The organism is Streptomyces caeruleatus (assembly GCF_001514235.1).
Lineage (GTDB): Bacteria > Actinomycetota > Actinomycetes > Streptomycetales > Streptomycetaceae > Streptomyces > Streptomyces caeruleatus.
Map to the genome: position 1 here is coordinate 152,275 of NZ_KQ948929.1, position 16,484 is coordinate 168,758.

The following is a 16,484-nucleotide window of genomic DNA, read 5'->3' on the forward strand; positions in this document are numbered from 1 at the left end:
TCGCGGGGTGCTCCGCTTCGAAGTCTCCGTCGAGGACCTGCTGCGCAGCCGCTTCGCGCTGTCGCCCGCGCTGGACCTCTGCTTACTGCTGCGCTCGCTCGCCGGCCAGGACCGGCCGCTGCCGCGAGCCTGGGCCAGCCGGCTCCGGCCGGCCTTCGAACGGCTTCGCCGCGAGACCGAACTGGAGGCCGTCCTCGCCCTGCACACCCCGCGATCCGGACCGGGCTTCGTCGCCCCGCCCCCGCGCGGCCTCAACCAGACCTGGGCGGATGACCTGGCCATGATCCGGGCCGCACCGCTGGAAGCGGCCCGCCACGAAATCGCCATCACCGCGACCGGCCCGTCCGCCCGTTATCCCCGCGTACGCGCAGTGCTGGACTCCACGGACGTCGTCTCCAGGATCGCCGAGGCGATGGACCAGGCGTGGCACGAGCTGCTCGCCACGGACTGGCCGCAACTGCGCGCGATCTGTGAGCGCGATGTCGTGCACCGGGTGGGTGTGATCGGCGAGCACGGATGGGCCACGACCATCGAGAGCCTGCACCCGAGCATCGCCTGGCGCGCCGGCGGTATCGAGATCGGCTTCTTCCCCCCGGTCGGAAGCGTCCGCCTCGTCGGCGACGGGCTACTGCTGATCCCTTCGGTCTTCGTCGGGAATGTCGCCGCCCACCTGGATGACCCCTGGCCCAGGACCTTGGTCTATCGCGCCCGCGGCACCGCCGCCCTGTGGGGCGAACAGGCGGCCGTCCCCCAACCGGACGCGCTGACCGCTCTGGTCGGCCGGGCCCGAGCCCGGCTGCTGTTGGCGCTGGACGCCCCGGCCAGCACCAGCCACCTCGCCCGAAGCCTTACCATGGCACCCGGCGCGGTGGGAGACCACCTCGCCATCCTGCGAGGCGCGGGGCTGCTCGTCCGTGCCCGCTCCGGACGGTCGGTGCTCTACCGGCGCACCCCGCTCGGCGAGGCGCTGGTCGCCGGTTCGGGCTGAGGGCTCGGATCAGCACTGTTTTCTGAGGCGCCGTCGGCAGAGCCTGGAGGGCGCTACCCACGATGCCTCCTGGTCCGGGCATTCCTCGGGTGATGGTGAGGAAGAGAGGATGCTCGCCGGTGATCGGCGATGCCACCGCCTCGATGCCCAGTTCCTCACGGCATTCGCGGACCACCGCGGCCCACGGGTCCTCACCGGGCTCGACGTGTCCGCCGGTCGGCAGCCACAGGCCCGCCTTGCGGTGCGCGACGAGCAGCAGTTGCCCGCGCGTGCCGTCGAGGACAACGAAGTAGCTCACCAAGTGCGCCGCCGGGACGTTCGGCTTGCGCACCCGGTGGATCGGGGCTCCGCCGGCGATCCACCGGGTGGCAGACTCCAGGTGGGAGCGCTCCAGGGCATCCCACGGTTCGATGCCACCGACCAGCTTGAGAAACCGACCAGCTTGAGAAGGTGGCTCGTGCCTGATCGTCAGGGGCGGTGGGTGGGCGGTCAGTTGAGGTCATCTGCGCATGCTGGCAGGAGCCACTGACAACCGTGCGCGCGGCCGCCAGGGGCCACGGGCACCTGGGGAATCGCAGGAACGTCTGGCCGGGGCTCTGGCCGCAAGTAGGTGAAGGCCAGCCCGAGCGCCCCTTTATGTGGTCGGTCGCAGGCGTGACTCTGACCTGCGGGTCTCCGTGCCTACGGCCCTCCTGGCGCACCGGGCAGGTCGGGTGGCCTGCCCGGTGCGTGGGGTGGGGTCAGGCGCTGGTGCCGTCGTGGCCGAGGTTGCCGCCCAGTTCACGGGAGGCTTCGGCCTGGGCGAGGAGTTCCCCGGCCTTGGCCGAGATGCCCTCGACAGCGTCGGCACCGGCGACGAAGCGCAGCGGCGGCTGGTCCTGGTCGGCGAGGGCCAGCAGGGCGTGGGCGAGCTTGGCGGGGTCGCCGGGCTGCTGCCCGTTGATGCTCTTCCAGGCTTCGACCGTGGCGGTGGTGCGCTCGGCGTAGTCGTCGATCGTCGGCTCGGGCCAGGTGGTGGAGGCGTCCACGAGCAGTTCGGTACGGAAGTAGCCGGGCTCCACGATGGTGGTGCGGATGTTGTACGGCTTGATGTCGTGGTGCAGGGCTTCCATCCAGCCTTCGACGGCGAACTTGGATGCGGCATAGGCGGAGGTGAACTCCGTGCCGACCTGACCGGCGAGCGAGGAGAGGGTGATGACGTGGCCGTCGCGCTGAGCGCGCATGACGGGCAGGACGGCGCGGGTGACGTTCATGGGTCCGTAGAGGTTGGTCTCGATCTGCTGGCGCATGTGCGCGGGTGAGATCTCCTCGAAGTAGCCGGCGTAGAAGTTCCCGGCGTTGTTGATCAGGACGTCGATGCGGCCGAAGCGGTCGACGGCTGCCTGTGCGGCCGCGTGCGCGTCGTCCAGGCTGGTGACGTCCAACTTGGTGACCAGCAGGTTCTCTTGCGGGCCCCCCAGGGTCTTCTCGACCTCTTCGGGGCGGCGGCCGGTGGCGACGACCTGGTGACGATGTCGTCGCCCACACCACCGGCACCAAACGCCTCCACCACCCGGTCGTCGGCGACCTCACCCTCGACTACCTCGTCCTGGCCGTCGAAGGCGACCCCGAACAGACCCTCACCATCTACACCCCCGAACCCGCCTCCCCCTCCCTCTCCCCCGAAGCCCTCGCCCTCCTCGCCAGCTGGGCCGGCACCTCCGCCTCCCTGCCGCAGGCACCCGAAGAGGCACACAACCCGGCCGGCTGACGCCCACGCCCTTTCGCAACGCGAGCGTGCCGGGCGTTTAGGCACGGGAGCCGAAGACGCGGCCGCACCTGTCACATCTACGGCCACGCTGACACCGTCCCCAGCCGCTACCTTGACGGCATGACAGATCCGATACGCGGCGCCGAAGAGGTATGGGCGACCTGACAGGCCGTCAACTTGCGGTGTCGGCCAGCGGTCCGTGAGGCGGCCGACCAACGGCGCGGGATGGGATCGACCCTGCCCTGTGGGCAGTGCGGCTCATCAGGGAGGGGCGCACGCCCCGTGAGCTGGACGCATTCACGGCGGCCGCCGTCAGCGTCTGGGGGGATCACCGCTGACGATCCGAGCCGTGGATGACCGGGATGCCGATCGCTGCAAAGGCATGGAACGAGTACCAGCGCATGGTCCGACTGACAGTCTGTCTTCGGCGCACCCCGACCGAGAGGAACCCATGAAACTGAAGCAGCTCGCCGCCACAGCAGGAGCAGCCCTGCTGACCGCGCTGGCACTGCCGGCAGACGCCCACGCCGCCGCCATCGCCTGCGGAGGCGCCGTCTCGACCCAGAACATCGGCGCACAGGGCTGTATCTCCGCCGAACGGTGGAAGGACGGCCGCGTCTTCATGCGGAACATCACCGCCCACGCCGTCATCACCAACTCCCGCGCCCACGCCACCTACGTCGACTACGAAGCGTATTTCCGGATCCGCGAAGGCGGCCACTGGGTCAAGCTCGGCAACGGCCGCACGATCGTCCAGCGCAGGTCCACGATCGGCCCGATCGAGCTCGGCAACAGCGACCGCGTCTGCGGCCCCGTCAACGCCACCGCCGAAATCCGGGTGCATGTGAGGCCGGCCGGCGGGGCGTGGAGCAACTGGAGCGGAGCCGCAACGAAGCAGTGCCAGACGTGAGCTAGATACGACGACGCCCCCGCCTCCCGGAGTTGGAGGACGGGGGCGTCCGTGTTTCACCCCGGTCTCGCGCCCGTCAATCGGATGGGCGAACAGCAATCACGCGGCTTGTCCGGTCTCGACTGGGCTCGATGGCCTCTGGCTGCGGCTTACGGCCGGATGTTCGGTCCTGCTGGGCGCGGTTGGACGGGTTCGGGCCCCGGTCCTCACGCCGACGAGCGTGGGGGAGCTGGATGCGGCCGGTTTCAGGTGGGGCGGCGGATGGCCTGTACGGCGGTGTCGTAGAGGTCGAACAGGTCGACCTGTCCGCCCAGGCGTACCCATTCCTCGTTGGCTGCCTGCAGGCAGATGATCGCTGCGGCTGCGACCGCGCGGGCTTGCAGGGTACGGCGGTCGGAGTCGGGCAGTCGCGGCTCGATGTGCGGTGCGAACAGGTCTTGCCAGCGGGCTTGCTTCTCGGCATGTCCGGCACGTAGGGAATCGTTGCCGAACAGCAGCGTGATGAATTCCAGGCGCCCTTCGGCTGTCATGTCGATCTCTTCGAGCACCTGGAACGCGGCGCGCAGCGCCGTCCAGGCATCCTCGTCGGCCGGGCGCTCCGCGAGGCGCGCGGCGATCAGTTCGCCCTGTTCGTCCAGGCCGCTGAGCGCGAGGTCTTCCTTGTTGCGGAAGTAATTGAACAGGGTCCGCCGGGAGACGCCCGCGGCCGCGGCGACCTCATCGAGGGTCGTGTTGTCGTAGCCCTTGGCGGCGAACAGCTCGATGGCGGTCCGGGCCAGCAGTGATCGGACCACGGAGCGGGTCTGTTCCCGAAGAGGCGTCGGTTTCTGAGCCATGCACCGATGGTACGTCATCGCACTCGACGCAGAGTCTTGCACTCAGTGCAAAAACGTGCGTAGAGTGAATGCCATGAGCGAAATCGACTACCACCGCCAGACCGTCATCGTCACCGGCGCCAGCTCCGGCCTCGGCGCAGAATTCGCCCGCCAGCTGGCCCGCCACGGCGCGAACCTCGTGCTGGTGGCCCGCCGGGCGGACCGGCTCGAGAGCCTGGCCGCCGAACTCACCCGCGCCCACGGCGTCACGGTGACCACCGTCGCCCGCGACCTCGGCCTGCCCGACGCCGGCCGCACGCTGCGCGCCGAACTGGAGTCCCGCGGCATCTACGCCACCGGACTGGTCAACAACGCCGGCTTCGGCACCCACGACGCGTTCACCCACGAGGATCCCGACCGCCTGCAGAGCATGATCGCGCTGAACGTCAGCGCGCTGGTCGACCTCAGCCGCGCCTACATCGACCCGCTGACCTCAGCGGACACCGGCGTCCTGATCAACGTCGCGAGCCTGCTGGGCTTCCAGCCGACCCCGTACCTGAGCGTCTACGGCGCCACCAAGGCCTTCGTCCTCAGCTTCACCGAATCGCTGTGGGAGGAGACCCGCGGCACCGGCCTGCGCGTCCTGGCCGTGTGCCCCGGCGCCACCCGGACCGAGTTCTACGACGTCGCCGGCAGCCAGTCCGCCGACTACGGCACGAAGCGGGTAACCCCCGAGCAGGTCGTGACGATCGCCCTCGACACGCTCGACCGCCGATCCGCGCCCCCGTCGGTGATCACCAACGGCCGGTCACTCGCCCTCGCCGGCAAACTGCTGCCGCGCCGCTCGATGGTCCGGCTCATGGGCTGGATGGCCCGCCGCCAGCGCACCAAGCTTCCCGCCGCCCCCACCAACAGCTGAGGAACACCAAGACGGCGCTGATCGCCCGGCGCGGCGCCATCGAGGAGGTAGCCGACGGAAGGCGTCCAGCTCGATCGCCCCAGCGACAGCATCAACGGCTCATCCGAGTCCGCGCCGCCCAACACCGCCAACTGGATCCGTCCGGCGATCAGGACGCGTGCCTCCCGCCCGGTGCCTCCCTGGTCTGCGCCCGCCCACCTCGGAGACCGCGCTCCCGGCATGCTGCGCACGGGTCGAAGTTCGCCTCACGGTGCTTCCAGTGCTCGTAGGCGGCCAATGCGCGCATGACCGGCCGGGCGCGCGTGACGCCAGGTCCACTCATCAGGCCCCCTGGCATCGATCTAGGCTGGCGCGGTGACTGATGAGCAGGAGCAGGTGCGGCCGTCGGGAGTGTGGGCCACGGCTGTGGGGGTGGCCCGAGTGCGGGCGCTGGAGACCGAGCGGGAGAACGCGCTGTTCCGCGACCCATTGGCACAGGCCTTCGCCGCCGCCGGCGGTCTGTGGCCCTCCTCGCCGGCGCTGCCCGATGACGAGGCCGGGCGACGCCGTCGGCTGGCCGTGTCGTTGTCCATCGTCATCAGGACGAAGTTCCTCGACGACCTGCTGCATCAAGCCTCCGCGTCCGGGGTCCGGCAGGTCGTGCTGCTCGGCGCCGGCATGGACAGCCGGGCCTTCCGGATGGACTGGCCCGACGGCACCCGGCTGTTCGAGGTCGACGTCGCCGCCCCACTGGACTTCAAGGCCTCAGTGCTGCGCCGGGAGCGGGCCGTCGCGCGCTGCGAGCGGATCACCGTCGCGGTGGATCTGCGTGAGGACTGGCCAGGTGCGCTGGCCTCCGCGGGGCACGACCCGGCCGCGCCGACCGCCTGGATCGCCGAAGGACTGCTGATCTATCTGCCCGAGGATGCGGTGGAGTTGCTGCTGGCCCGGATCAGCGCACAGTCGGCGGCGGGCAGTCGGATGGGGCTGACGTTGGGCACGCGCGGCGTGATCGAGCGCTTCGGCGCCGACGCCGTGCCAGGGTCGGCGGCGTCCATGTGGGTCTCGGAGATGCCGGACGACCCGGTGGGCTGGCTGGCCGGACACGGTTGGGAGGCCGAGAGCCACACCTTGCGCGAGCGCGCTGCCGCCTACGGCCGCCCGATCATCACCCCGCCGCAGCGCGAGGAGCGGCCCGGCGGACTGATCTCGGCAGTCCGCCGGTAGAGCGCCTCCCGGATCCCTTGTTGCACGTGCACAAGTGTCGGTACGTTCGGCAACTCCGCGACGACCAGACCGCCCTATCTGTCCAGCAGCTGCTCGCCGGACGCTGCGCGATTGCGCCGGCGGACCGTACGACCCGGGAGCCCTGCGACGCCCCGGAGGCCCAGCGAGCCGGGCGTGCGGCTGCGCTGCTTCCTGGGCCTGGTTCCCTCGATGTTCAAAGGGGCGTTCGCATGTGTCACTTGAGTACCTCGGTGCTTCGGCCAGCCACGATCACGGTGCGGAGGGGGGCCGCGATGAGCAGGGCCACAGCGACCAGGACTCCGCTCGACCACAGCGGTCCGAGGTTCCCGGCCGATGTACTGAGGGTGGTCGCGGCGATGAGGGGGCCGACAGCGGCGCCGACGTTGAGTGCCGCGGTCGCGTACGAGCCGGCCATGGTCGGGGCTCCCGCGGCTTCGTAAAGGACCCGCGTGATCAGGGTGCTGCCCAGTGCGAACGACAGGACACCCTGAACGAACACGAGGGCGAGCAGGGCGAGAGGCTTGTCGGCCAGCAAGGCCAGGGCCGGCCAGCCGGTGAGCAGCAGCGGGCCGGCGACCGCGATGACCGGGCCGGGGTGCTGGTCGGACAGCCGACCGGCGGCCGTGACCCCGAGGAAGGAACCGATACCGAAGAGCACCAGTGCCACGGAGATCCACAGTTCACTGAGCCCTGCGGTGCCGGTCACGACGGGGGCGAGGAAAGTGAAGCCGGCGAAGGTGGCCGCGTTCACCAGCGCGCCGAGCAGCATCACCAGGAGCAACCTCGGCCGTGCCAGCTGGGCGAGTTCCGCTCGCAGGGCTGGTCCGTCAGGCGTCTGTTCCTTCGCCCGTCCTGCTGGGATTCCCTTCAGGATGCCGAGAGCTGCAGGCAGGCAGAGAGCGGCTACAGCCCAGAATGTGGCCCGCCAGCCGAGCAGCGTGCCGAGCACCGAGCCGCCGGGGACACCGGCGATCGTGGCGGTCGTCGTGCCTGACAGCAGCACGGCCAGCGCACGCCCCTTCTTGTCGGGCGACACCAGGGTGGTGGCAGCCGCCAAGGCGACGGCGAGGAACCCTGCGTTTGCTAGCGCGGCGACGACCCGGGTGGCGAACAGGAGCGGGAAGCTGGTGGTGACGGCGCCCACTGCGTGGGCTGCCGCGAAGGCGAGGATGAACCCAAGCAGGCTGGAGCGCCTGGACCAGGTGCGGGCGAGTGCGGCCACCAGGGGGGCGCCGACGATCATGCCGACCGCGAAGGCCGAGGTGAGTACGCCTGCTGTTCCTACGGTGATGTCGAGATCGGCGGCGATGGCCGGCAAGAGGCCGGCGAGCATGAACTCCGAGGTGCCCATGGCGAAGACGGCCACGGCCAGCAGATACAGCGGAAGAGACATCGAGTGGCTCCGGAGTGAGGAGAAGCACGACAAGGTCATCTCGTCACCGCGGCCAGCCCGCGAGGGCGCCCTCGTCGCACCGCAGAACGCGGAGCGACGGCAGGTCCAGGAGCTCAGTGGTGCAGGGGGCTGACGGCGTGACCGAAAGCCCCCACCTTGTCTGACTCAGGACTCGACATGGCGTGCACGCTACCCGACCGCTGTCCGGCCCGAACGTCGTCCCCGGGCGAGCTGGAGTTCCCGCCTCTCCTCTACCGCACTCAGGAGAGCGCTGACGGCTTGCGCGGTGGTGGCAGGGCGCGTAGCAGCTCCCACAACGGCCTCGAACCCGCGGCCCACTCCGCCAGGACCTTGCGGTCGACAAGGTGCAGCCGCTGCTGTTTCGCGAAGGTGCGGCCGGGCTGGGTGATCCGGCCGTTGGTCACCAGGACCACGACGTCCCCCTTGTGGACCGGTCGTCCCGTGCCGTTGAGGACCTGGAGGTCCGGCGTGCCCACGGCCGCGCCTCGCTCTCCGTTCTTGCGGTGCTTGCACTGGAGCACCCAGCGTCGTCCCAGCGGATCGGTGGCCTTCACGTCCGCTCCCAGGTCACCCTGCCCGCCGACCTGGACGGCGTCCGTGCAGCCGTCACGCCGCATCAGGTCCCGCACCGCGTGCTCGAACTCCCGGTGCGTCAGCGCGTCCAGCTGCCCCAGCCCGTACCGCAGCGCACGCGCCTGAGCCTCTTCCCACTTCACGCGCTGAGCCCGCTGCTGCCACCACCCCGCACCGGCCAGGACGGCAAGGAGGGCGGCGACGAGCAGCACCCACCAGTGGGTGAGCAGCCAGTTGACCACCATCACAACCAGGGACATGGCCGCCACGGCGACGACCAGGAGGACGACGAACTCCACGTCCCTCTGCTGCCGTCGACTGCTCCTGCGGCGCGGGCGACGCCGCGCGGGCCGCCGGCTCACCGGCCGCTGCCCATCGCGAAGAAGTCGATCGGGTACGACACCGTCGGCCTGGGAACGGCCGCCGCTGTCTTGGGGGTGTCGAACTTGATCGGGTAGGAGACCGTCGGCAGCGGCTGCGCCCCGCCTCCCTCCCGGGTCGTCATCTGCTCGAACCGGATGGGGTACCGCACTGTCGACTGCGGCCGCGGCGCCGAGCCGTCGGTGGTGCCCACCTGCACCCCACCGTTGCCCATCCCGACCACGGCTAACGCGATCACGGCTAAGACAGCCATCTCCCGGCGCGCTCCCGCCGCCCAACGGTAGTGGGCTCGCACCCGAGTCCCGTCGGCACGCTCGTACTCCTCGATCCAGGGCAACCCGCTGCCTCCCCCTCGTAGTCGATCCCCCGTGCAACAGACCATGCTTGCATCCACCACTGACAACCGGGCAGCACTCCGTGACCTTCGCCCCGGCATCAACTCCCCTACCTGTCCTCGGTGTTGAGGGCAATGCATCGGCCAGGTGGCCGAGCGGACGGCTCATGCCCGGGTGTCTCGGTCAGCGGTCCACGGCGGGCAGGTGGGCCAGGCCGGTGTCGAGCAGGATGCGGTCGACCGTCTCCCGAAGGGTGCTGTCGGCGCCGATGACGGTCTCGGTGCCGCAGGGCAGCAGATCGCGCGGCCGGTACCAGTCGCGCAGCTGCGATTCGTTGATGTCATCGGCGATGGGCTTGGTGGTGTGCCGGGCGAGGGTTTCGTCGAACGGGACATCCAGGTAGTAACTGTGGGTCGGGCCGCGGTGGTCGGCGCGCAGCTGGGCGAGCATGTCGCCGTAGCGGTCGGCGTAGAGGATGCCTTCGACGACGACGTGGAATCCGGCGTCCAGGGCGTAGCGGGCCGTCAGGTCGATCAGGCCGATGTTCGCCGCTCCTGGCCGGTCCCGTTCGCGGAGCACGACGCGGCGGAGGTTGTCCTGGCCGACCAGGGCCAGGCCGCGGCCGAACCGATCGCGCAGGCCGGCCGCGACGGACGACTTCCCCGAGGCGCTGTTTCCGCGCAGCACGACCAGCCTGGTTTCTTCGGTGCCCACCATCACGGCAGTCACGTTACCGACGGCCGGTGACAGCAGCCGTGGCGTTCCAGGAGGGCGGCGGCGAGACGCCCGGACAATTGCGGAGGCCCGGGACCGTGCGGTGTTCGGCGAACTGCTGTCGTCGCCAGAGGTGCACACCTACCTCGGCAGTCCGGCTGGGGTTACGACTCAGAACGTTGACCGGGACGCTGTTGCCCGCGTCATCAGCGGGCGGCGCGCTCCCGGGTGGTGTGGCGCAGCCCGATGAGTTCGGCGACCGCCTCCAGCCAGCGGGCCACGACCTCGTCGCCCTGCACGGGCCCGGCCACCGACGCGGCCGCGTCCAGCCAGCCGCGCATCAGGTCGGAGGCCGTCGGCTGGGGAAGCAGCTCCGGCAGCCGGGCGGTGTAGGCGGTGCCGCCGCTGCGGACGGTTCTGCCGAGGAACGCCACCGAGCGGGGCTGGACTGCGAGGCGGTCGAGTGTGACCGCGGCTGCCACGGCGCCGTCGCCGAACAGGGCGGTGCGGCGGGGGCCCTGGGCGCCGATGCCGTAGCGCAGGAGCATGGCGACGTCGGCCTGCGCCGAGTCTTCGTCGGTCTTGCTGGGGTTCATCGGGACCTCCGGTTTGGTCATCGCACGGTGACCGTGTAGATGAAGAACGCCGGGTCGTTGCCGGGGCTGCCCGTCGCGGTGCGGTCGTCGCCGTCGGGGCATTCGCCCAGCACGCAGTAGCTCATTCTGATCTTCGTGGTGCCCGCGGCGACGCCCTGGAAGGTGAAGGTCTGCGTACCGTCACCACCCCCGTCCACACCGCTGTCGCCCCCGAAGTCCTCCTCCCGGTCGCCCTCCTGACGCACCGTGGCACGGTCGGGACCGGGGTCCACGATGGTCCAGTCCTGGCCCATCGAGGGGCTGGCCGGGAGCACCAGCTCGAACGTGTCGCCCGCGTCCACTTCGATGGACTGCTCGTCGGCCTCGAACGTCTCGGGGCCGAAGAGGCCGCACCCGGACAGCATCACGGCCGTCAGCGGCAGGGCCAGGGCGGTGGACAGGCGGTGGCTGGACTTCACGTGGATCGGCCTTCCGTTCACTGGGTGGGCAGGTGGACGCCGTAGGCGTCGGGAAGGTCCTTGTCGGAGGCCTTGCCCATGTTGCCGTTGACGAAGTCGTCCTCGCTGACCCATGTGGTCGTTCCCCAGGGGTTGTAGACCTGCAGCATGTCGCCTTCCTGACCGATGATCATCATGGAGTGGCCGACCCGGTCGCCGTCCTCGTCCTCGCCCTCGACGCCGATCGGCACCGGTCTGCCCTCGGCGACGGCCCGCTGGATGTCGGGCAGCGCGTCCCGGCGGTCGTCCGCGCTCCGGATCTCCTGGAACTCGTACTCGCCGCCCGTGTGCGGACTGATCTCCTTGTTGGAGATCTCGGTCTTGCCGTCGTTGTCCATGCCGTCGGGTGTCGAGCCGAAGGGGAAGTCGTAGGCGTTGTTGCCGTCGCCCTCGTCGTGCATCCGGTGCTGCTCGTCGCGCAGCCGCTCCCGGAAGGCGCCCGGGTCGTCCTCCTGCCCGGACGGGCCGCCGGTGAGTTCGAGGGCGTACACCGGATCGACCATGGCGCGGCCGGTGACGACGGTCGACGGCACGCAGGTGTTGCCTTCCTGCGACCACCTCTCGCCGTTGAACGTCTGCTGGTCCGTGTTGTGGTTGGAACCCTTGTTGGGGCCGCTGGTGTTGATCCCCTCGTCCTTCATGCTGTCCCCGGCCGTGGTGACCGGCGTCAAGTGCCGCTGCAGCCAGTCCGGGTCCTTGCCGTGGATCTTGTCGCGGAACTCGCCGACCTCCTTGACGTCGTACCCGGCGGCCAGTGCCTTCACGAGGTACGCCCGTTCCTGCGGGGTCTTGGCCTCGGCGAGCATTCGCTCGAACTCGGCCTCCTCGCGGGCGTCGAGGCGCTCCATCGCGCGGCCCGAGCGCTCCAGGTCGTTCGCGGTCAGCAGTTCGTTCATCTCGGCCGGGCCGCCGGGGCCCGCGATGTCGGCGAGCACGAGGCGGTCGGCGGCGGAGATGTTGTCGGTCTTCATCTGGCCCGCCCGGGCCTCGGACGCCAGCTTGTTGAGGTCGCGTGCCGCGGCCCGCGCCGCGTCGTCGGCCACCTCCGCGGCGGTGTGCATCGTCTTGGCGCCCGATGCCGCGATGTTGCGGGCCCGCAGCCGCTCCGCCTCCTCGGCGTCCTTCTCCACCATGTCGTCGAAGAAGCCGTCCTCACCGCCGAGCATGCCGAGCGCCTCGCGCAACTGCTCGCGGCCGCCCTTGTCCTGGGCCTTGGCGTTGGTCAGCGCGTCGGCCAGGCGGAACAGAGCGCCGGCCGCGCCGCTGAACGCCTGCTCCATCTGCTCGGCGGAGCGGGCCGCCGCCATCACCACCTCGGACGCCCGGGCCCCGGTGCTGCCCACCCAGGCGTCGGGCAGGCCCTCGTTCGCGACCTTCTGCACCCGCCGGTGCACGTCGGCGACGTCGTCGATCTGTTTGCGGTAGGTCTTGGCGAGACCCTCGATGATCCCGGGTTCACCGACCGGTGCCGAGACGCCCAGGGCGTTGTCGATGGCCCCGATGAGATCGTTCTTGCTGTCGGCCGAGGCGATGGAGTCGTGGTACTCGGCGAGTTTCTGGCGGCGGTCGGTGGTGGATTCGCCTGCGTCGGGCATGACGGTGCGGCCTTCTGTCGTGGTGAGGGCAGGAGTGTGGACTCGTACGCGGTACGGGCGGTACGGGCGTTACGAAGGACGCTCAGCCGAAGTCGGACAGGCCGCGCGGCGGCGTGCCGGGCGCGGGCATGGTGCTGTAGCCCGCCGAGGGCGCACCCCCCGCGGGCGCGGGCACAGTCGTCACGCCCTCGCCGCCGGCCGCGCTCATGTCCCGGATGGAGGCGTGCTCGGCACCCTGGTAGTTCGCCTTGGACACCCGCACCTTGTCGGCCAGTTCGTGCAGGGCGCTCTCCAGGACCTTGGCCTCTGCCTGCCAGTCACCGGCGAAGTTGTTGTAGGCGGGGCCCGCGTCGGAGCCGCCGAGTGCGTCCGAGGTGTAGCAGGCGGTGTCCTTGACCGCCCTGGCGATGACTCCGACATCGTCGCCCGCGGTGTCGAGTGTCTGCGCCTCGCTGTCCATGGCGCTTGTCTGGAGGCGATAGCCCCCGGCGTGCCCTTGCACGGTCATGTCCGGCCCCCCGTTTTTATGATCTTGAGGGCGCAATGTAGCAGGGGGCTGTGGCATGAACGCAACGACCGCAACGACCTTCACCGCTGTGGCTCCCGCTCCAGAGCGCACGTCGTTCCGCCGGCCCGCCGAGTAAAGCCGTTGCGAGCGGCCCGCATCGGATGTCTGATTGATCGGCCACCGATCAGGGGAAGGAACATGACGACGCCGCTGCCCACCCCCTCGTTGCGCACCGCTCGCCTTCGACTGCGCGCCTTCGAAGACGCGGACGCGAACGACCTCTTCACACTGCACAGCAGCGCCCACGTGCTGCGCTACTGGGACAGTCCACCGTGGACCGAACGCGAGCGTGCCGAGAGGTTCATCGCCCGTTGCCGAGAGATGGAGAAGGAGGGCGTCGGGGCGCGGCTGGCCGTGGATCGTGTCTCTGACGGGGCGTTCATCGGCTGGTGCACCCTGGACTCATGGAATCCGGACTTCCGCAGCGCCTCGCTGGGCTACTGCTTCGGCGATGCGGCGTGGGGCCACGGCTACGCGACCGAGGCCGCGCGCGCATTGCTGCGGTGGGCGTTCGACACGCTGGACCTCAATCGCGTCCAGGCTGAGACCGATACGCGCAACGTGGCATCTGCCCGCGTGCTGGAGAAGCTCGGCTTCCTGCGGGAAGGGACACTGCGGGAGGACTGCGTCGTCAGCGGCGAGGTCTCTGACTCGTGGGTCTACGGGCTGATCAGGCGGGAGTGGCAGCCGCCGTCCGAGCCGGCTCCCGCCCACTGAGTTCCGTCGCTCGGCACCCGGTACCGGCCAACCCATTCTCGGAATGCGGTGCACTCGTTCGGTCCTGCGCGGGACACCCGTGAGTCACACGATCCACGGGTGTCCCGCGGTGCTCAACAGCAGCGGCTGTGCGAGCGGGTCTCCTGGTGCAGGGTGCGCAGTACCTGGTACTCGCGGCGGGTCGGTACCGGGGCGAGCGGATGGTGGTGTCGGTGCCGCTCGCAGTAGCGGTCGTATTCGGCCTCGCCGGTCAGCTCGCGCAGGTACCAGCGCACGGCGCGCATCCAGCGCCGGGTGTTCACGGGCGGGCCCCGACCAGGGGTTCGGCGGGCAGGCCGGGTGCGTCGATGCGGGACTCGACGTACGGGGCCTCGGTGTTCGGCAGCGGGGTGGCGGACCGTAGGGCCCGTACGCAGACCACGGCAGCGTTGCCGATGACGACGGCGACCAGCAGCAGGAACAGGGCGATGAGGACGCCGTCGACGGTGGAGTTGGTGACCACGGTGTGCATGTCGGCGGTGGTCTTGGCGGGGGCGAGGACCTGGCCGGCGTCCAGGGCGTCGGCGTAGTGGTCCCGTTGGGCGAAGAAGCCGATCTTCGGGTCGGAGGAGAAGATCTTCTGCCAGCCCGCGGTGAAGGTGATCGCGGTGACCCAGGCCAGGGGGGCGCCGGTGACCCAGGCCCAGCGGAGCCGACCGGACTTGACGAGGACGGTGGTGCAGACCGTGAGGGCGATGGCGGCGAGCAGTTGGTTCGCGATGCCGAAGAGCGGGAAGAGCTGGTTGATCCCGCCCAGCGGGTCGGTGGCGCCGCTGTGGAGGAAGTAGCCCCAGGCGGCCACGACGAGACCGCTGCACAGCCAGATGCCGGGCTTGAAGTTGACCCGGCCGAGGGGCTTGCAGACGTTGCCGAGCATGTCCTGCAGCATGAACCGTCCGACCCGGGTGCCCGCGTCGACCGTCGTCAGGATGAACAGCGCCTCGAACATGATCGCGAAGTGGTACCAGAAGGCCTTCATCGCGGTGCCGCCGAAGATCGTGGAGAAGATCTCCGACATGCCGACGGCGAGGGTGGGCGCACCGCCGGAGCGGGCGATCAGGGTCTGCTCCTCCACGGCCCTCGCCGCCTGCGTGAGCTGGTCGGGCGTGATGGTGAAGCCGAGGCCCGCCACCGCGTGGGACGCCGACTCGGCCGTCGTACCGAGAAGTCCCGCGGGGGCGTTCATGGCGTAGTAGAGGCCGGGATCGAGGGTGGCCGCTGCGATCAGCGCCATGATCGCGACGAACGACTCCATGAGCATGGCTCCGTAGCCGATCATCCGGACCTGGGACTCCTTCTGGATCAGCTTCGGGGTGGTGCCGGAGGCGACCAGGGCGTGGAAGCCGGACAGCGCGCCGCAGGCGATGGTGATGAACAGGAAGGGGAAGAGGGAGCCGGCGAAGACAGGGCCGGCGCCCGAACCGGCGAACTTGCTGACCGCGTCCGCCTGCAGCGTGGGGGCGGCGAACACGACGCCGACGGCGAGCAGCGCGATGGTGCCGATCTTCATGAAGGTGGACAGGTAGTCGCGCGGTGCGAGCAGCATCCACACCGGCAGGACGGAGGCGACGAAGCCGTATCCGATCAGGCAGAAGACCAGGGTCGTCGGGCTGAGGGTGAAGGTGCCGGCCAGTGAGGAGTTCTGGACCCAGCTGCCGCCGGCAATCGCGAGCAGCAGCAGCGCCACTCCGATCAGGCTGGTCTCGACGACCCGGCCCGGCCTGACGCGGTGCATCCACAGACCCATGAACAGGGCGATGGGGATGGTCATCGCGACCGAGAAGGTGCCCCAGGGAGAGTGGGCCAGCGCGTTGACGACGACCAGCGCCAGCACGCCCAGCAGGATGATCATGATGGCGAAGACGGCGATCAGGGCCGCGGCCCCGCCGGCCCGGCCGATCTCGTCGCGGGCCATCTGTCCCAGCGACTTGCCGTCGCGCCGCATCGACAGGAACAGCACGACCATGTCCTGTACCGCTCCGGCGAAGATCACCCCGGCGACGATCCACAGGGTGCCGGGCAGGTATCCCATCTGGGCCGCGAGCACCGGTCCGACCAGGGGTCCGGCGCCGGCGATGGCGGCGAAGTGGTGGCCAAGCAGGACCCGGCGGTCGGTCGGCTGGAAGTCGACGCCGTCGTCGAGGCGTTCGGCGGGGGTGGCCCTGCGGTCGTCCGGCTGGAGCACGCGGCGGGCGATGAAGCGGGAGTAGAAGCGGTAGGCGATGGCGTACGAGCCGAGCGCGGCCACCACCAGCCAGACCGCGGAGATCCTCTCCCCGCGGGCCAGTGCGACGACGCCCCAGGCGACGGCGCCCAGCAGTGCCACGCAGGTCCACAGCAGGATCGAGCGCGGGGACGTGGAGGATCGCGTGGCGGGCGGTTCCTGTAGCGCCGGGAGACCGGATTCGGGCATGGCTGAAGAAGGCATGGCGGCTCCTCACCTCGG

16 protein-coding genes and 3 pseudogenes are annotated in these 16,484 nt (G+C 70.1%); 6 read left to right on the forward strand and 13 right to left on the reverse strand.

What is annotated here, in order from left to right:
* Window positions 1–7 precede the first annotated feature (7 nt).
* A complete protein-coding gene (locus AQJ67_RS19000; RefSeq protein WP_062720192.1) occupies window positions 8–988 on the forward strand; it encodes an ArsR/SmtB family transcription factor in 981 nt (326 codons plus the stop codon).
* Window positions 989–1,109: 121 nt separating this feature from the next.
* Here the strand turns inward: AQJ67_RS19000 and AQJ67_RS50210 are convergent.
* Both AQJ67_RS50210 and AQJ67_RS19010 read right to left on the reverse strand, forming a co-directional pair.
* Window positions 1,110–1,319, reverse strand: a pseudogene (locus tag AQJ67_RS50210) (NUDIX domain-containing protein); the annotation flags it as partial.
* Between the two features lie 409 nt (window positions 1,320–1,728).
* Window positions 1,729–2,496 (reverse strand): annotated as a pseudogene (locus AQJ67_RS19010) (SDR family oxidoreductase); the annotation flags it as partial.
* Between the two features lie 56 nt (window positions 2,497–2,552).
* Between AQJ67_RS19010 and AQJ67_RS46830 the strand changes: the two are divergent.
* Together AQJ67_RS46830 and AQJ67_RS19015 are read left to right on the forward strand one after the other, a co-directional pair.
* Window positions 2,553–2,738 (forward strand): annotated as a pseudogene (locus tag AQJ67_RS46830) (transcriptional regulator); the annotation flags it as partial.
* A 451-nt stretch (window positions 2,739–3,189) separates the two neighbouring features.
* Entirely contained in the window at window positions 3,190–3,648 is a 459-nt protein-coding gene (locus AQJ67_RS19015) for a hypothetical protein (RefSeq protein ID WP_079056035.1), read from the forward strand.
* Window positions 3,649–3,893: 245 nt separating this feature from the next.
* Here the strand turns inward: AQJ67_RS19015 and AQJ67_RS19020 are convergent, their stop codons facing one another.
* On the reverse strand, window positions 3,894–4,484 hold the full coding sequence (locus tag AQJ67_RS19020) for a TetR/AcrR family transcriptional regulator (protein WP_063807340.1): 591 nt from the start codon (window positions 4,482–4,484) through the stop codon (window positions 3,894–3,896).
* A 73-nt stretch (window positions 4,485–4,557) separates the two neighbouring features.
* Here AQJ67_RS19020 and AQJ67_RS19025 point away from each other — a divergent pair, with 73 nt between their 5' ends.
* A complete protein-coding gene (locus AQJ67_RS19025; protein ID WP_062720195.1) occupies window positions 4,558–5,382 on the forward strand; it encodes an SDR family NAD(P)-dependent oxidoreductase in 825 nt (274 codons plus the stop codon).
* A gap of 390 nt (window positions 5,383–5,772) precedes the next feature.
* On the forward strand, window positions 5,773–6,588 hold the full coding sequence (locus tag AQJ67_RS19030; RefSeq protein ID WP_062720196.1) for a class I SAM-dependent methyltransferase: 816 nt from the start codon (window positions 5,773–5,775) through the stop codon (window positions 6,586–6,588).
* A gap of 235 nt (window positions 6,589–6,823) precedes the next feature.
* On the opposite strand, the gene AQJ67_RS19035 is transcribed toward AQJ67_RS19030, so the two are convergent.
* The 8 genes from AQJ67_RS19035 to AQJ67_RS19070 form a co-directional block, all read right to left on the reverse strand.
* Complete coding sequence (locus AQJ67_RS19035; protein WP_062720197.1) at window positions 6,824–8,002, reverse strand: Cmx/CmrA family chloramphenicol efflux MFS transporter; 1,179 nt, start codon at window positions 8,000–8,002, stop codon at window positions 6,824–6,826.
* 260 nt (window positions 8,003–8,262) lie between these two features.
* Window positions 8,263–8,958, reverse strand: coding sequence for a restriction endonuclease (locus AQJ67_RS19040; RefSeq protein ID WP_062720198.1), 696 nt, complete (start codon window positions 8,956–8,958; stop codon window positions 8,263–8,265).
* Window positions 8,955–9,230: a hypothetical protein gene (locus tag AQJ67_RS19045; protein ID WP_244190511.1), complete on the reverse strand. Its 276-nt coding sequence runs from the start codon at window positions 9,228–9,230 to the stop codon at window positions 8,955–8,957. Before AQJ67_RS19045 ends, AQJ67_RS19040 begins: the two co-directional genes overlap by 4 nt.
* A gap of 265 nt (window positions 9,231–9,495) precedes the next feature.
* Entirely contained in the window at window positions 9,496–10,029 is a 534-nt protein-coding gene (locus AQJ67_RS19050) for a P-loop NTPase family protein (RefSeq protein WP_062720200.1), read from the reverse strand.
* Window positions 10,030–10,232: 203 nt separating this feature from the next.
* On the reverse strand, window positions 10,233–10,622 hold the full coding sequence (locus AQJ67_RS19055; protein ID WP_107122941.1) for a hypothetical protein: 390 nt from the start codon (window positions 10,620–10,622) through the stop codon (window positions 10,233–10,235).
* A gap of 17 nt (window positions 10,623–10,639) precedes the next feature.
* Window positions 10,640–11,080 carry a protease inhibitor I42 family protein gene (locus AQJ67_RS19060; protein WP_062720202.1) on the reverse strand — a complete coding sequence of 147 codons (441 nt, stop codon included), beginning with the start codon at window positions 11,078–11,080 and terminating at the stop codon, window positions 10,640–10,642.
* A 17-nt stretch (window positions 11,081–11,097) separates the two neighbouring features.
* Window positions 11,098–12,714 carry a WXG100 family type VII secretion target gene (locus tag AQJ67_RS19065; RefSeq protein WP_062720203.1) on the reverse strand — a complete coding sequence of 539 codons (1,617 nt, stop codon included), beginning with the start codon at window positions 12,712–12,714 and terminating at the stop codon, window positions 11,098–11,100.
* Window positions 12,715–12,796: 82 nt separating this feature from the next.
* On the reverse strand, window positions 12,797–13,222 hold the full coding sequence (locus AQJ67_RS19070) for a WXG100 family type VII secretion target (RefSeq protein WP_159058795.1): 426 nt from the start codon (window positions 13,220–13,222) through the stop codon (window positions 12,797–12,799).
* 198 nt (window positions 13,223–13,420) lie between these two features.
* On the opposite strand from AQJ67_RS19070, the gene AQJ67_RS19075 reads away from it, so the two are divergent.
* A complete protein-coding gene (locus AQJ67_RS19075) occupies window positions 13,421–13,999 on the forward strand; it encodes a GNAT family N-acetyltransferase (RefSeq protein WP_062720205.1) in 579 nt (192 codons plus the stop codon).
* Window positions 14,000–14,112: 113 nt separating this feature from the next.
* Here the strand turns inward: AQJ67_RS19075 and AQJ67_RS19080 are convergent, their stop codons facing one another.
* A complete protein-coding gene (locus AQJ67_RS19080; RefSeq protein WP_062720206.1) occupies window positions 14,113–14,301 on the reverse strand; it encodes a YbdD/YjiX family protein in 189 nt (62 codons plus the stop codon).
* The gene (locus tag AQJ67_RS19085) at window positions 14,298–16,451 is read right to left on the reverse strand and encodes a carbon starvation CstA family protein (RefSeq protein WP_208615015.1); all 2,154 of its coding nucleotides are present in this window, start codon (window positions 16,449–16,451) and stop codon (window positions 14,298–14,300) included. Before AQJ67_RS19085 ends, AQJ67_RS19080 begins: the two co-directional genes overlap by 4 nt.
* Between the last annotated feature and the right edge of the window lie 33 nt (window positions 16,452–16,484).

What these genes read in the sequence shown, in the direction of transcription:
- AQJ67_RS19050 (WP_062720200.1), bottom strand. Translation starts at nt 10,029, where the DNA reads ATGGTGGGCACCGAAGAAACCAGGCTGGTCGTGCTGCGCGGAAACAGC.
- AQJ67_RS19025 (WP_062720195.1), top strand. Translation starts at nt 4,558, where the DNA reads ATGAGCGAAATCGACTACCACCGCCAGACCGTCATCGTCACCGGCGCC.
- AQJ67_RS19075 (WP_062720205.1), top strand. Translation starts at nt 13,421, where the DNA reads ATGACGACGCCGCTGCCCACCCCCTCGTTGCGCACCGCTCGCCTTCGA.
- AQJ67_RS19065 (WP_062720203.1), bottom strand. Translation starts at nt 12,714, where the DNA reads ATGCCCGACGCAGGCGAATCCACCACCGACCGCCGCCAGAAACTCGCC.
- AQJ67_RS19020 (WP_063807340.1), bottom strand. Translation starts at nt 4,484, where the DNA reads ATGGCTCAGAAACCGACGCCTCTTCGGGAACAGACCCGCTCCGTGGTC.
- AQJ67_RS19035 (WP_062720197.1), bottom strand. Translation starts at nt 8,002, where the DNA reads ATGTCTCTTCCGCTGTATCTGCTGGCCGTGGCCGTCTTCGCCATGGGC.
- AQJ67_RS19045 (WP_244190511.1), bottom strand. Translation starts at nt 9,230, where the DNA reads ATGGCTGTCTTAGCCGTGATCGCGTTAGCCGTGGTCGGGATGGGCAAC.
- AQJ67_RS19070 (WP_159058795.1), bottom strand. Translation starts at nt 13,222, where the DNA reads ATGACCGTGCAAGGGCACGCCGGGGGCTATCGCCTCCAGACAAGCGCC.
- AQJ67_RS19015 (WP_079056035.1), top strand. Translation starts at nt 3,190, where the DNA reads ATGAAACTGAAGCAGCTCGCCGCCACAGCAGGAGCAGCCCTGCTGACC.
- AQJ67_RS19055 (WP_107122941.1), bottom strand. Translation starts at nt 10,622, where the DNA reads ATGAACCCCAGCAAGACCGACGAAGACTCGGCGCAGGCCGACGTCGCC.
- AQJ67_RS19085 (WP_208615015.1), bottom strand. Translation starts at nt 16,451, where the DNA reads ATGCCCGAATCCGGTCTCCCGGCGCTACAGGAACCGCCCGCCACGCGA.